This window comes from Plantactinospora solaniradicis, from assembly GCF_042658085.1.
Taxonomy (GTDB): Bacteria; Actinomycetota; Actinomycetes; order Mycobacteriales; family Micromonosporaceae; genus Plantactinospora; species Plantactinospora solaniradicis.
The window spans coordinates 61,134-74,994 of the sequence record NZ_JBHSPR010000017.1 but is presented as its reverse complement, the minus strand read 5'-3'; the positions used below and the strand labels follow the sequence as shown (position 1 = coordinate 74,994).

Annotated in this window: 15 protein-coding genes; 6 read left to right on the top strand and 9 right to left on the bottom strand. The window is 72.7% G+C overall.

Annotated features, from left to right (window positions below):
• Positions 1–53 precede the first annotated feature (53 nt).
• A complete protein-coding gene (locus ACFP2T_RS20015; RefSeq protein WP_377424037.1) occupies positions 54–803 on the top strand; it encodes a helix-turn-helix transcriptional regulator in 750 nt (249 codons plus the stop codon).
• A gap of 93 nt (positions 804–896) precedes the next feature.
• On the top strand, positions 897–1,346 hold the full coding sequence (locus ACFP2T_RS20010) for a nuclear transport factor 2 family protein (protein ID WP_377424034.1): 450 nt from the start codon (positions 897–899) through the stop codon (positions 1,344–1,346).
• 48 nt (positions 1,347–1,394) lie between these two features.
• On the opposite strand, the gene ACFP2T_RS20005 is transcribed toward ACFP2T_RS20010, so the two are convergent.
• Positions 1,395–1,805, bottom strand: coding sequence for a VOC family protein (locus tag ACFP2T_RS20005; RefSeq protein WP_377424032.1), 411 nt, complete (start codon positions 1,803–1,805; stop codon positions 1,395–1,397).
• Complete coding sequence (locus ACFP2T_RS20000; protein WP_377424029.1) at positions 1,802–2,722, bottom strand: AraC family transcriptional regulator; 921 nt, start codon at positions 2,720–2,722, stop codon at positions 1,802–1,804. Before ACFP2T_RS20000 ends, ACFP2T_RS20005 begins: the two co-directional genes overlap by 4 nt.
• Before the next feature lie 131 nt (positions 2,723–2,853).
• Between ACFP2T_RS20000 and ACFP2T_RS19995 the strand changes: the two genes are divergently transcribed.
• Entirely contained in the window at positions 2,854–3,480 is a 627-nt protein-coding gene (locus ACFP2T_RS19995; RefSeq protein WP_377424026.1) for an NADPH-dependent F420 reductase, read from the top strand.
• Positions 3,481–3,492: 12 nt separating this feature from the next.
• On the opposite strand, the gene ACFP2T_RS19990 is transcribed toward ACFP2T_RS19995, so the two are convergent.
• From ACFP2T_RS19990 to ACFP2T_RS19960, 7 genes are all read right to left on the bottom strand, one after another.
• Positions 3,493–4,725, bottom strand: coding sequence for an AI-2E family transporter (locus tag ACFP2T_RS19990; RefSeq protein WP_377424024.1), 1,233 nt, complete (start codon positions 4,723–4,725; stop codon positions 3,493–3,495).
• Between the two features lie 223 nt (positions 4,726–4,948).
• Positions 4,949–5,923 carry a hypothetical protein gene (locus ACFP2T_RS19985; protein WP_377424021.1) on the bottom strand — a complete coding sequence of 325 codons (975 nt, stop codon included), beginning with the start codon at positions 5,921–5,923 and terminating at the stop codon, positions 4,949–4,951.
• 161 nt (positions 5,924–6,084) lie between these two features.
• A complete protein-coding gene (locus ACFP2T_RS19980; RefSeq protein ID WP_377424019.1) occupies positions 6,085–6,768 on the bottom strand; it encodes a response regulator in 684 nt (227 codons plus the stop codon).
• Positions 6,741–7,895, bottom strand: a complete 1,155-nt coding sequence (locus ACFP2T_RS19975; protein WP_377424017.1) for a hypothetical protein — start codon at positions 7,893–7,895, stop codon at positions 6,741–6,743. The genes ACFP2T_RS19980 and ACFP2T_RS19975 overlap by 28 nt, the downstream gene beginning before the upstream one ends.
• On the bottom strand, positions 7,885–9,117 hold the full coding sequence (locus ACFP2T_RS19970) for a sensor histidine kinase (protein ID WP_377424014.1): 1,233 nt from the start codon (positions 9,115–9,117) through the stop codon (positions 7,885–7,887). The genes ACFP2T_RS19975 and ACFP2T_RS19970 overlap by 11 nt, the downstream gene beginning before the upstream one ends.
• A 190-nt stretch (positions 9,118–9,307) precedes the next feature.
• A complete protein-coding gene (locus tag ACFP2T_RS19965) occupies positions 9,308–10,354 on the bottom strand; it encodes an L-dopachrome tautomerase-related protein (protein WP_377424011.1) in 1,047 nt (348 codons plus the stop codon).
• 131 nt (positions 10,355–10,485) lie between these two features.
• The gene (locus ACFP2T_RS19960; RefSeq protein WP_377424007.1) at positions 10,486–11,007 is read right to left on the bottom strand and encodes a winged helix-turn-helix transcriptional regulator; all 522 of its coding nucleotides are present in this window, start codon (positions 11,005–11,007) and stop codon (positions 10,486–10,488) included.
• Between the two features lie 65 nt (positions 11,008–11,072).
• On the opposite strand from ACFP2T_RS19960, the gene ACFP2T_RS19955 reads away from it, so the two are divergent.
• From ACFP2T_RS19955 to ACFP2T_RS19945, 3 genes are all read left to right on the top strand, one after another.
• Positions 11,073–12,482 (top strand): MFS transporter, encoded by a 1,410-nt coding sequence (locus tag ACFP2T_RS19955; RefSeq protein ID WP_377424004.1) that lies wholly within the window; start codon positions 11,073–11,075, stop codon positions 12,480–12,482.
• Between the two features lie 31 nt (positions 12,483–12,513).
• Positions 12,514–12,999, top strand: a complete 486-nt coding sequence (locus ACFP2T_RS19950; RefSeq protein ID WP_377424002.1) for an NUDIX domain-containing protein — start codon at positions 12,514–12,516, stop codon at positions 12,997–12,999.
• A 235-nt stretch (positions 13,000–13,234) separates the two neighbouring features.
• Positions 13,235–13,855, top strand: coding sequence for a DedA family protein (locus ACFP2T_RS19945; protein WP_377424000.1), 621 nt, complete (start codon positions 13,235–13,237; stop codon positions 13,853–13,855).
• The last annotated feature ends 6 nt before the right edge of the window (positions 13,856–13,861 follow it).

The following is a 13,861-nucleotide window of genomic DNA, read 5'->3' as shown; positions in this document are numbered from 1 at the left end:
TCCCGACGCGGTTGGCCGGCGGAAACGTCGTACCCCATCGATAGTGTCGGCAGGTGAACCGTACCGATCGGCTTTACGCCCTGGTGGAAGAGTTGCGTGCGGTCGCACCCAGACCGCGCAGCGCGCGCTGGCTCGCCGAACGTTTCGAGGTTGACGCGCGCACGATCCGGCGGGACATCGGTGCCCTGCAGGAGTCCGGCGTACCCATCTATCCGGAACTCGGCCGGCGTGGCGGATACGCGCTGGACCGGGCCTACACGCTACCGCCGGTCAACATCACCCCGCGCGAGGCGATCGCCGCGGCCGTCGCGCTGGAGACGATGGTCGACACTCCGTTCCTCGACGCGGCGCGTTCGGTCCTCTACAAGATCCTCGCTGTGATGTCGCGGTCCGATGTGGAGGCGGTCCGCGAGGTCGCGGACCGGATCCGTCTGACCCCGTCCGGTCCGGAGCCCGCACCGGCCCGACAGGTGCTGCGGACCGCCGGGGACGCGGTGCTGAGCCGCACGGTGCTGTCGATCGAGTACGTCGACCGGCACGGAACGGCGTCCTCCCGGCTCATCGAGCCGGTGGAACTGCTCGGCGCCGGTCGCCTGTGGTATCTCGTCGGCTGGTGTCGGCTCCGGCAGGAGGTGCGGGGGTTCCGGCTGGACCGGATGCGTCAGGCGGCGGTCACCGACGAGGTCGCGCCGCGCCGGTCGATCGACCGGGTCTGGCAGGTGGGACTCGACCTGCCGGCGACCCGCCTCCAGTTGCCCGGAGGTGCGGATTCGTCGAGAAAAGCGGACAGGATGCTGTCCTGACCACCCACGAGAATGGTGCTGACGAGATCGGCCCGAGCCGCCGCCGTGACGGTGAGCCGGGCCGGACCACCGCCCACGGGAGGAACTCTCGCGATGACCATCAACACCAACCACAGCTCGGCCCTTGCTCCGGTCGACTTCCGGCCGATGCTCTGGGCGAACTGGATGGCGCTGCGCAACGGCGACCTGTCGCTCGTCGAGGAGGTCCTCGCCCCCACGGTGGCCGCCCACCTGCCGGCAACCGTTGACGGCCCGGAACACCTCGACGGGCGTCAGGCGCTCGTCACCTGGCTGTCGGCGCGACACGACCGCCACCCGGAAGCGCGGCTGACCGTCGAGGTCGGTCCCATCATCGGGCCCGAACTGATCGCCGGCCGCTGGACCCGTACCGGCGGTGGCGACGGGCTTCGTCCGGATCGGAAGACGGATGCGTCGGTCGCCGGAGTGGACATCATCCGGATCGACGGCGACCGGATCGCCGAGTACTGGGGGCACGACGACAGCTACCAGCTGGAGCGCTGCCTGGCGTACAACGCCGCGTAGGCCGACCCGGGGCGGGGCGGGCAGTCGACCCGCCCCGCCCCGTGACGGTCAGGACTGGTACGGCTCGCCCCGATAGGTGCCGAACGACCAGCGGTTGCCCTCCGGATCCCGGACCAGGAAGTCACGCGAGCCGTAGTCGGTGTCCCGTACCTCCTGGACCAGTTCGGCGCCGGCCGCGACCGCCCGCGCGCAGAGCGCGTCCGGGTCGTCCGTGACCACGTAGCCGCCGAAGGTGCCCGGCTGGAGCGGCCACGGGTCCTCCGGATCGTCGCGGACGCTGCCCAGCATGATCCCGCCGCCGGGCGGCCAGCGGAGTTGGGCGTGGTGTACGAGGTCACCCTCGGCGCTGACCATGACCTCCTCGAAGCCGAAGGCGTCGACGAGGAACCGGATCAGTCCCCGGGCGTCCCTGGCGCGGAGCGTGGGCCAGACCTGCGGAGGTGGCGGATCAACTGTCATGCCGTCGAGTCTGGTGCTCCGGGCGGCGGCTCGGCTTGGACGTTTCGGAACTCCTCTGGGACGCCCTGGTCGTCGGCGGCTCGGAACTCCTCGGCGGCTCGGAACTCCTCGGCGAGCCAGCGGCTCGGCGGACAGCCGGCGAAGACCCGGAAGTCCCGGTCGAGATGTGCCTGGTCGTAGTAGCCCGTGGTGGCGGCCACCTCGGCCAGCCCGCCGGACCGGCCCGCGCCGACCCGGCGTTGGAGCAGCCGGCGGGCGCGGTCGAATCGCACCACCCGGGCGGCCCGCTTCGGACTCAGCCCGATCTCCACCCCGAAGCACCGGCTCAGGTACCGCGAACTCCAACCGATCTCCCGGGCCAGTTCCGACACCGACACGCCGCCCCCGGTCGCCAGCAGCCGTCGCCAGGCCCACACCAGTTCGGCGGGAAGACTGCTCTCGACGTCGAGGCGTCGCAGGAGCAGCCGGTCCAGCACCGCGAACCGGTCGGCCCAGGTCCGGGCGGTACGAATCCGTTCGTGGAGTTCCCCGGCGAGCGGGCCGAGCAGGGTGCCGGCGTCGAGATCGGTGTTGGTCAGTTCGCCGGCCGGCAGACCGAGCAACGTCCGTGCGCCGAGCGGTGACAGCGCCAGCTGGACACCGGACTGGCGGCCGTCGTGTGCGATCAGCGCGGGTGCCGTGTGCAGGCCGCCGACGAGCGTGTCGTACCGGCCGGGTGGGGTGGCCGGGTCCGGGTGCGCGGCAACGACGAGCGGCTCGTCGAGGGTGACGATCATCGTCAGGTACGGCGACGGCAGGCCCCGGTGCCGGCCCGGCGGAATTCCCACCTCCCGGTACCCGACGTACCCGGCGAGGAACGGGCGCAGCGCCGGAGCCGGACGTTGCGCGACGAAGTGCGAAATCGGCTCGCTCGCCATCCGTCACCCCCTCGGCCGGCACGGGCCCGCGGCACTGCTCAAGCCTATGCGCCGGGTGGGCCGACCGCGGTGCAGGTGTTTGACCGGTGCCTGCCCGGGTAGCCGCCCGGACGTCGGAGGGAGGGACGGTCGTGCGGATCGGCATCGTCGGCACCGGCCACGTCGGGGGCACCCTGGCCCGGCTGTTCGGCAAGGCTGGCCACGAGGTGGCGGTGGCCAACTCGCGGGGGCCGGAGACGCTTCGCGGCCTGACCGAGGAGCTGGTTGGGCAGGTGCACGCCGCCACCGTCGAGGAGGCGGCCCGGTTCGGCGACGTGGTGGTGGTCTCGGTGCCGTTCGGGCGGTATGCCGAAGTGCCCGCCGATCCGCTGTCCGGAAAGACCGTTATCGATACCGGGAACTACTACCCGGAGCGAGACGGGCACTATCCCGAACTGGACGAGGACCGGACCACCTCCAGCGAGCTGCTCCAGCGGCACCTCGGAGGCGCCCGGGTGGTCAAGACGTTCAACACGATGCGCTGGGACCACCTGCGCGAGTACGGCCGACAGTCCTCCGCCATGCAGCGGTACGGCATGCCGGTCTCCGGCGACGACGTCGATGCGAAGCGACGGGTCTCCGACCTGATCGAGCAGGTCGGGTTCGAGCCGGTCGACGCCGGAGGGCTCGCCGACGGGCGCCGGCAGCAGCCCGGCTCTCCGATCTACCTCGCCGACCTGACCGGCGGCGAACTGCACGAGCGGCTCGGCGCACCCTGAACCCGGCCGGGCCTACGCCTCGCGTGCCGCCGACGCGTCTCCGTCGTCCCGCGCCGCCGGGCCGGTGGCCCGGGCACCGAAGCCGCCCGACCCGTCAGCGGCATCGGAGTTCCCGCCGGCCTCGTCAGCGGCGTCGGAGTTCTCGCCGGGCCCGTCAGCGGTGCCGGGTGCGGCTCTGGACCGGCGATCGGTGGCGATGGTGCTGACCACGTTGTAGATCACCGCCGTGATCGGTACCGAGACGAACGCCCCGACGATGCCACCGAGCAGTGTGCCGGCGGTGACCGCGATCAGCACCACGACGGGGTGCAGCCGGACCTGCCGTTTCATGATCAGCGGTTCGAGGAGGTTGCCCTCCAGTTGTTGGACCGTGATCACCGCGGCCAGGACGAGCAGGGCGGTGGTCGGCCCCTTGGCGGCGAGCGCGACGAGCACCGCGATGCTGCCGGCGACGGTGGCACCGATGATCGGCACGAAGCCGCCGAGGAAGGTGATCACCGTGAGCGGCAGAGCCAGTGGCACCCGCAGCACGACCAGGGCGATCCCGATCCCGATCGCGTCGATCGCGGCGATCATCATCGTGCCCCGGGTGTAGGCGCCCAACGTACGCCAACCGGCGCGGCCGGCCCGCTCGGTCCGGCGGCGGATCCCCTCGGAGGTCCACCCCAGGACCCACCGCCACATCGGGCGGCCGTCCTTCAACAGGAAGAACAGCAGCACCAGGACGAGCAGGAGTCCGCCGGCCGCCTCGGCGACGGTGGCCGCGCCGCTGATCGGATCGGGCGCGGACTTCTGCAACCCGCTCTGGACCCGTCCGGCCCACTGGTCCAGTTGCTCGCGGCTGACCGGCAGCGCCGAGGTGAGGAAGTCCCGGGTCCGGTCCAGCCCCTGGTCGAGCTGCTGGGCCAGGTCGGAGAACTGGTCGGCGGTCAGCCGCCAGATCAGCACCACGGCGCCGCCGAGCAGGCCCAGCAACAGCAGCAGGGCGGCCAGCGCGGCGAGCGCGGGCGGCACCCGGTGCCGGCGCAGTCGACTGGACACCGGGTCGAGCAGCGCGGCCAGGAACAGGGTGGCGGCGAGCGCGATGCTCAGCGGGGCGAGCCGGATCGCGATCTGCGCGAGGACGTACGCCCCGGCGGTGACGATGAGCAGGCAGGCGCTGGCCAGCACGACCCAGCGGAGCAGCCAGGGGAGACGGTCCAGAGGTCGGCCGTACCCGTTCGACCGGTCGGCCGGCTCGTCCATGTCCGCCTCCTCGACGTTGGCGTCCCCGGGTACCCAGCCGACGCCCCGGCGACACCTGCCGGCTTACGCCGATGTCGGCGGTCTGGGCGGCGGCGGCCGGCGCGGGTCCCGGTGTCCGGGTCCCCGCGCAGCGTGGGGCCGTTCGGATCCCGCCCGACGCGGCGACGGCGACGGTGCCGGGCGGGGCGGGGCCGGGCGGGAGCCGAACGTGGGATGTCTGGGGTCAGGAGGCGGAGCCGGGCTGCCGGTCCGTCCAGCGGCTCTGTGCGGCGGTGAGCCGGCTCGGTGCCGACGCGTTCCGGTTCGACGGCGACTGGTTCCGGTTCGACGTCGGCGCGTTCGCCCCCGGCACCGTCGAGTTCGCGCCCGGCGCCGCGGGGTTCGCCCCGGACGTCGGCGAGTTCGCACCGGGCGTCGACACACTCCGGCTCGGCGCCGGTGCGTTGCGGCGCCGCAGCGACCGGCGGTAGTAGTCGTCCCGGTGGGCGAACTCGACCGGCAGCGCGCCGGGCAGGTCGATGCCGCGGCGGGGATCGGCGAGGGCCTCGGCGAACAGCGCCAGCCCGGCCCGGGCAATCAGTGCGTCCCACTCCGGTGGGGCGAGTTCCACCATGGCGGGATTGGCGAGCCGGAACCCGGCCACCGCTCGTCGGATCACGGTTGCCAGCCGCCGCAGGCTCTGTGCCGATCCGAGCGGACCTCCGGACAGCGCGAGGGCGGGCCGACCGGTCGCCCGGACCGCGTCGCAGACCACGAGCAGGCGTTCGGCGCCGTCCCGCCCGGGCCCGCCACCGGTCCCGGTCGTCGACGGGACGATCCGGAGCGCTGACGGCCACTGCCAGCGGATCTGGCCGGTCACCACCCGGGTGCCGACCGGACCGGTGCGGCGCCGGTGCCTCGGGTCCGCCCGGAATCCCGGCGCGGGTCCGATGTGGCAGTCCGCGCAGACGTACGTCAGCCGTCGGTCCGTGACCACGACCTCGGCCTGCCGGGGCAGGGTCCAGGCCAGTTCGTCGACACCGCCGCCGGGGGTGAGCAGGTACCCGGTGACCTCGATCTGGTCGTGCCACAGCACCTGCTCGTCGCTGTCGAGCACAAGTCGGCGGCGCCAGTCGAGGCGGGGGAAGTAGGTGTCGTCGGGGTCCGGGTCATCGAAGCGGTAGGGCCGGATGAAGAACGGGGACGCGTTCTCGGTCATTGCGGGGGCCTCCCGTTTCGGGACGTCTTACCCAATAGGCTGGCGGACTTCGGATCGCCTGTCACGACGGTTGTTAGGGGGTCGGACGCTCGGCTGATCCGGGGGACTACCGATGGGCGATGCAGGGGGGATCTACCGGCCGCGCCCGTGCTACGAAACCTCTAGTTGCCTATCTCATCGGCCCGGACGAGGCCGTCCTCGATCGCCCGGGCGAGCAGGGCGGCCTTGGTCGCCGCGGGCCGACCGGCTCGGGCGTACTTGATGCGGGCCCGGTCGACGTACTGCTTGACGGTGTGTTCGCTGATGTTCATCCGCCGCGCCACGGACGCCTTCGACATCGACTGGAACCAGAGCAGCAGCGCCTCGCGTTCCTTGTCGGACAGTACCGGTCGGCCGGAGCGCCGGTCACCGACGATCGCACCGGCGAGCGCCGGCGGCACGTACGGACGGTCGCTCGCCGCCGCGAGAACGGTCTGTACGCAGTGCTCCCGCCCCTCGTGCTTGGCCAGGAAGGCGACCGCGCCCGCGTCGAGGACGGCCAGGATGGTGTCGGAGTCGGTGTGCTCGGAGTAGACCACGACCCGCCGGCCGGCGCCGCTGAGCTCGGCGACCTTGTCGATCACCATCCGCCCGTGCAGCCGCAGGTCGAGCAGGATCACGTCGGCCTGCGGCTGGCCGGCGGCCAGCACCACGTCCGGGTCCTCGCCGGTCGCGACCACCGCAAATCGGGACTCGGTGGCCAGCCACGAGCGGATTCCCTCGATGACCACGGGATGGTCGTCGACGATCGCGACGGTGATCCGCGATCCCTCCGGGGTCACGCCCGCCACCGGGTCTGCACCCATACCAATTCCTCGTCCTCCTCGTAGACGTACTCGACCTGGCCGCCGGACTGATCACCGTCGGGTGTGCCGATGGTGTCACCGACGCCGTCGGCCGGCTCGGATGTCATCGCCGACGTGCTGGCCGTGGTCAGACTCACCACGACCTCCTCCGGCTGGGCCACCACGGTCAGCCGGGCCCACCGGGTCGCGGCGGCCAGGGTCGTGGTGAGTGGCTCGGCGAGCTGTCGGCGGATCTCCACCGGAAGCGGCGGAAGGGTGCCCACGGCCACGAAGTCGACCGGTACGCCGTTGCGTTCCGCGACGTCGGCGCAGGCCCGCAGCTCGTGCAGCAACGGATCCGGTACGTCGTCGGACTCGGCGATCAGCCGGCGCAGCCGGGACGCCTCCAACGCACACCGTCGCTGGACGACCGGGTCTGCCGGATCCGCCCGCCCTTCGGCCAGTTCGACCAGGATCGCGCCCGCGGTCCGGTCGAGTGCGGCCAGCCGGTCTCGGCGGGCCCGGTGCATCCGGCCGGCGGCGGCCCGCTCGGTCTCGATCGCCGTCCGGGCGGCAGCCGCCTGGGCGGTACTGCCGGCCAGGGCGCTGAGCAGATTCACCGCGATCATCATCGCGACGGGCAGCGTGGCGGTGCCGTAGACGTACATGGCGTACCGGCTCAGGTCGGCCGGGGCGCCGCCCCGGACGGACAGCACCGCCACCAGCGCGATGGCCGCGCCGACCGCCAGCACCGCGACCAGCGCCGGGATCCGGCGACCCCAGAGCAGGAGTACGACGAACCAGCCGAGCGTGGCCCAGCCGAAGTTCGCGGAGTCGAACAGCGCCGACGCCGGGGTGCAGGCGAAGACCGCCACGTCGACGAGGAGCAGCACCCCGATCAGTGGCCACGCCGGCGCGGGGGTGCCGTGCAACAGGTTCGCGGCGGCGATCAGCCCGACCACGGTGAAGATCAGCCAACCGGCGCCGACGACCCAGGGCAGCCGGTAGTAGGGCCACTGCGCCAGCACGGCCGGAAGGTTGATGACGACGTGCCAGCCGAAGGCGATGACCACCGCCGCGATCCGGGGTCCCCGTTCCACGGTGGTGGCGACCTCACCGGCGGCCCGCCCGGCCAGCTCAGTCGACATCGGGCCACTCCAGCCGGATCCGGGTGCCTCGTCCGGGCGCGGAATCGACCTCGGCCCGGCCGCCGACCGTCGCCATCCTGCCGTGCACGGACTCGCGTAGGCCGTAGCGGTGACGCGGCACCGTTTCCGGGTCGAAGCCGGGGCCGTCGTCGACCACCTCGACCGACACCGTGTGTCCGGCCCGGGTCAGCCGCACCGAGGCGGTCGCGCCCGGCGCGTGTCGCAGCACATTGGACAGCGCCTCGGCGGCACTGTGCGCCACCGCCTCGGCGACCGGCGCGGGTACCTCGCACGGCTCCAGTGCCACCTGCGCACGCAGTTCCGGCAGCCGGCCGAGGAGTACGCGCAGCCGTTGGTCCAGGGCGGTGACCTGACCTCCGCCCAGCGGTTCGGCGCCGGGCGTCGACCCGTACGCCGGTTCCCGGCTTCCGGCCAGTGCGGCGAGGGTACGCAGGTCGGACGCGGCCCGGTCGCGCAGCAGCGGCGACTGGCCGGCGACCGCGCCGAGACCGACCACGGTCAGGGTGGACAGGACGGTGTCGTGCAGGTCCCGGTTCTGCTGGCGCTCGGCCTCCCGGGCCGCCCGCGCGGTCAGGGCAGCTCTGGCGGCCTGCTGGTATCCGGCGAACGCGGCGTCGGCGAGCCGGCTGCTGCGCCGGGCCACGTTGGCGAGGGCGGCGGTGGAGCCGGTCTGCACGGTGAGGGTGACCAGGTGGCCGATCGCCTCGTCGTCGTTGCCCGCGAGATGCGCGCCCAGGCCGTACGCGGCGGCCACCAGCAGCCCGGCCGGCACCGACCGGCTCATCGGCAGGACGAACTGGGCGATGATGACGGAGGTGCTGGCCTGGATGGCCACCCAGCTCACCTCGCCGGGCAGCACCTCGCTGGCCACCAGGTGCCGGATCAGCAGGCAGGTGCCGACGGTCAGGCCGATGTCGACGGCCATCGCGAGACCCCGGGCGTCACGCCACACCATCCAGCCGGCGAACAGCAGCGACCAGCCGGTCAGCAGGGTCACCACGACGATCAGCAGTGGCGTGGAGACCGGCGGGGTACGCACCGCGAGCGCCACCACCGCGCAGGCGACTCCGCAGGTCAGCCGGAGCATGGCCGGGAACACCGTGTACACCCAGCCGAGGGCGCTGGCCGCCGGCATCTCCGTGACGAGCGGCGGGGACGCCTCCGTGACGAGCGGCGGGGACGGCTCCACGGGCTCCGGCATTCGGGGAGCGGGCACGACAGACATACGCCCCGACCCTCCCCGTCGAGTCCGCCACAGCAGTGCCACGTCTCCACTACGGCAGAGCCACGCCGAACTGGACCGTACCCCTACATATCGAAGCAGAAGAATAGCAGAGGCATAACGGCCGGTTTCTGGCGGATCGCTGTGGGTGGGACCGCCGTGGGCGGGATCAGCTGTGGTCGTTGGGCGGCGGCACGGCGTTGACCGCGAGCCGGTAGACCCAGACCGGGTAGTCGACGCTGGACCGGCCGCCGGCCAGGCCCGGAGTCCGGTTGAGCTGGGCGGCCGGGATCCAGAGCTGACCCGTACCGTCGAGCCACATCGCGTCCCCCCAGACCAGCCGGGGGTCGGCGATCAGCGTCTCGATCTTCCGGTCGAGCCCGATCGCCAGGATCCGGCGCCGGTCCACATCGCTCAGGTAGATCACCCCGGCGGCGTCGATCGCGGTGCCGCCGGTGGTCGGGGTGTCCACCCAGGGCTCGACCCGTTCGGCCACCACCTCGGCCGGGATGGCCGGGTCGTCGAGGCAGCGGGTCTCGATCCGGTGCATCGGTCCCGACGCGGGCTGGAAGTAGAGGTACCGGCCATCCGGCGACACCTCCAGCTGGTCGGCGTGGATGCGCAACTCCTTGCCGTCCGCGTCACGCAGCATCTCCCCGTCGGCCCGCAGTGGCCGGCGGGCGACGGTGCTGGGATGCCCGTCGAGCAGCCGCCGGCAGGTCCCGGTCTCCAGGTCCAGCACGACCAGACCGGGCGCGCCCGCGTCGGTCAGGTAGCCCATCCGGCCGTTGAAGCGGAGGTCGTCGACGTAGCTGCGGTCCCGGAGCGCCGGAGAGAGGTCGTAGATCCGGACGACCGTCGCGGTGTCGGTGTCGACCACGATCAGCCGGGGGCCGCCGGGTACGACGGGCAGGCCGATCCCCGGGCTGCCGGCGTCGATGATCCAGAGGTTACCGTCCGGCCCGATCCGCAGCCCGTTCACGTGCACGAAGGCGCCGTCCGGATTGTGGTCGTCCCGTGCCTCGTTCCAGGTCTCGTCCGGGAAGGGGGCGATCCGGCCGTCGGAGACGACCTCCCCGACCTGGACCCCGGGGCCGTCGGCGGAGGGGAAGCTCACGAACACCCGCCCGTCGCCCGTGGTCGTCACGCCGGTCCAGACCCGGTCCGCGGCGGTCACCGGGCGCAGCCGGGGATCCTCGTCGATGCTGGCGCGCACGTAGCCGAGCCTATCGTCGGAAAAGCCCCGACAAGACGGTTTCGAGGACGTACTGGCCTATCCAGTCCGCTCTCGAATGGTACCGACCGGTATCACCCTGTTCCTGGTTGACAGGGCCGGACGGCGGGACGTCAGAGCAGCGGTTCGAGCAGTCGGTGTGGCCGGCGCAGCGCCTCGGTCACCGGATCGTCGCGCAGGTCGGACTGGTCGCCCGGTCCGGGGCGTACCTCGACCTCCTCCGGCGGGGCGACCCGGCCGCACCCCCGGCAGGCGCCGGTCGGGTCGAGCAGGTCGCCGCAGGCGGCGTGCGCGAACAGTCGCCGGGGCCCGGCGGTCGAGAGGTGTCGCTCGCCCCACTGGGCCAGGGGGTAGAAGACGCTCCACAGCTCCCGGCCGCGGTCGGTCAGCAGGTACTCGTCCCGGGGTGGTGAGTCCGAGTAGCGGTGCCGGGTCAGCACTCCGGCCTCGGTCAGGGTGCGGAGCCGTTCGGCCAGCACCGCCCGGGGGATGTCCAGGTGGGCGAGGAAGTCGGCGTACCGGCGTACGCCGTAGAAGGCGTCCCGGACCAGGAGCAGGGTCCAGCGCTCGCCCAGCAACTCCAGTGCGCGGGCGAACGAGCAGTCCTGACGCTCGTAGTTCTTCCCTAGGGCCACGCGTCGATGCTACCCCGCAGTTGGTTCGGTCAGTGAATTTACCTGGTAGGGTGCGAGTTCGTTGATTGAACCTGGAGGTGGAGATGGGTGTGCTGGCGGCCGTACCCGGGCACCGGGCCGAACCCCGACGGGACCTCGCGACCCTGCTCGTGGTTTGCGCGGGCACCCTGCTGGCCCTGATGACCTACACCGCCCCGATGATCGTGCTGCCGCAGACGGCGGCCGGTCTCGGCGCCGGGCCCGGGGCACAGGTCTGGCTGCTCAACGGGATCGCGCTCGGCCTCGCGGCGACGCTGCTGGTGGTCGGGAGCATCGCGGACAACCACGGCCGGCGACGCGTCTTCGCCGTCGGTACGGCCCTGCTGGCCCTCGGCAGCGTCGGCTGCGCCGTGGCCCAGGAGCCGGTGCTCTTCACCGCCGCCCGGGTGCTCCAGGGCGCCGCGAGCGCCGCGATCATCGCGGCCGGACTCGGACTGCTCGGGCACGCCTTCCGTTCGGGGCCGGACCGGGCGAAGGCCACCGGCCGCTGGGGCGCCACGCTCGGCGCCGGAATCGCACTGGGCCCGGTCGCCTCGGCCGGCCTGACCGAGGTCGCCGGCTGGCGGGCGTACTACGTGCTGGCGGCGGTGGCCGCCACCGGCGTCGCGCTCTTCGGCAGCCGGACCCTGGCCGAGTCGCGGTCGACCCGGTCGCGCCGGATCGACTGGTCGGGCACCGCGACCCTGGCGGTCGGGGTGACCCTGCTGCTCGTCGCGTTCACCGCCGCGCGGAGCGGCTGGCTGCGTCCCGCCGTCGGGATCCCACTGGCGGTCGGCGTACTGCTGCTGGGGGCGTTCGTCCTGGTCGAGCATCGGGGGCGCCAGCCGATGCTGGAGCTCGCCCTGTTCCGCTCGCCGATGTTCCGGCTCTCCATCCTCGGCGGCCTCAGTACCGGGCTGGCGGTGATCGGGCCGATGAGCTTCCTGCCCACGCTGCTGCAACGGACGATGGGACTGGGTCCGCTGCTCACCGCCGGAGTCTTCGCCGTCTGGGCCGGTACGTCGTTCGTCGTCTCGTTGCAGATGCGCCGGCTCGGTGCCGGCCGGGCGCTGTGGGGGCTACTCGTGCTCGGTCTGCTGCTCGCGGCGGCCGGTGATCTCGCACTGCTCGGCCTGGTGGCGTCGGGCACCTGGCTGCGGGCGCTACCCGGCCTGTTCGTGGCCGGCATCGGCAGCGGCGTGCTGAACGCGACGCTGGCCAGGTTGGCGGTCGAGAGCGTGCCGTCCGACCACATCGCGATGGGATCCGGCGCCAGCAACACCGCCCGGTACGTCGGTTCGGCGCTCGGACTGGCCCTGGTCGTCTCCGTCGCGTCCGGGGGCCTCCGGCTCGGCGACCCGGCCGACGTGGCGGTGGGCGCGGGCGCGGTCCTCGCCGTGCTCGGTGCCGTCCTCGCCGCCACACAGCGCCGCCGCGAACCGGTACCCGCGCACTGACCCGGACCGCCGGCGGCCGTACGGTTGCGGTATGCCAGTTCCGCCGCACATCGCCCGGCTGCGTGCCGCCGTCGGGTCCGAGTTGTTGCTTCTCCCATCCGCCTCGGTGCTGCCGGTCGACGACGCGGACCGGCTGCTGCTGGTACGGCATCGCGGACACCACGACGGGTGGGGGCTGGTGGGCGGCGCGGTCGAGTTCGGAGAGTCGCCCGCCGAGGCGGCCGTCCGGGAAGCCCGTGAGGAGATCGGGGTCGAGATCCGGTTGCGCCGACTCCTCGACGTGCTGGGTGGCCCGGACTACGAGGTCAGCTATCCGCACGGCGACCAGGTCGCGTACGTCACCGCCGTCTACGAGGCCGAGATCGTCGCCGGAACTCCGGTGGCCGACGGCGACGAACTCAGCGATGTCGGATGGTTCGATCGGCGGGAGCTCTCCGACCTGCCGCTGAGCCGGTTCGCCGGGGCGGTACTCCGGGCCACCGGACAGTTCCGGGCCGGAACGTCGGGCGCTGTCTGACCGGATCCGGGTCGGGACCTGCCCACCGGCTCCGCGTGCCGGTCTCCGCCTCCGAACCCGCCGTGCCGGTCTTCCGCCTCCGGGCCTCCGGTCCGCCCGGCCATCTCCGGTCGTCAGGTCGGGCATTTCCGGCGTTTCATACCATCTTCTCGGGCACGATGACCAGGTGGATCTCGCAACGGCCGGAAAGCCCGCATGTCGCCGGCTGGCCGGCGCCGCCTGACGGGCGGCCCGGTTGGACGGCGTCGTCGACAGCCTCACCGCACTCTCCGGTTGGCCCGCGCTCCTGGTGGTCGGTGCGCTCGCCTTCGGGGAGTCCGCCGCGTTCATCGGGTTGTTCCTGCCGGGTGAGACCGCGTTGCTGCTCGGCGGCGCGCTCGCCGCGACCGGTCGGGTCAGCCTTCCGGCGATGGTCATCGTCTCGACGGTCGCCGCCATCGGCGGGGACAGCGTCGGATACGAGATCGGCCGCTGGTCCGGCGTGCCGCTACGACGTAGCCGGCCCGGCCGCTGGGTGGGTGAGCAGCGCTGGGCCCGGGCGGAGCAGTTCATCGCCCGGCACGGGCCGCTGGCGGTACTGCTGGGCAGGTGGGTCGGGGTGCTCCGGACCCTCGTACCGGCGCTGGCCGGAATGAACCGGATGCCCTACCGCCGGTTCCTGCTCTTCAACGCCCTCGGCGGCGCGGCCTGGGCGACCACCGTCGTGATGCTCGGGTACCTGGCCGGTGCCTCCTGGCGCCGGCTGGAGGACCATGTCGGCGAGGCCGGCGCCGGCCTCGCCGCACTGGTGGTGATCGGACTGGTGATCTGGTGGGCGATCCGTCGGCGCCGACGCCACCGGGACGCACGGCAGTAGCGGGAC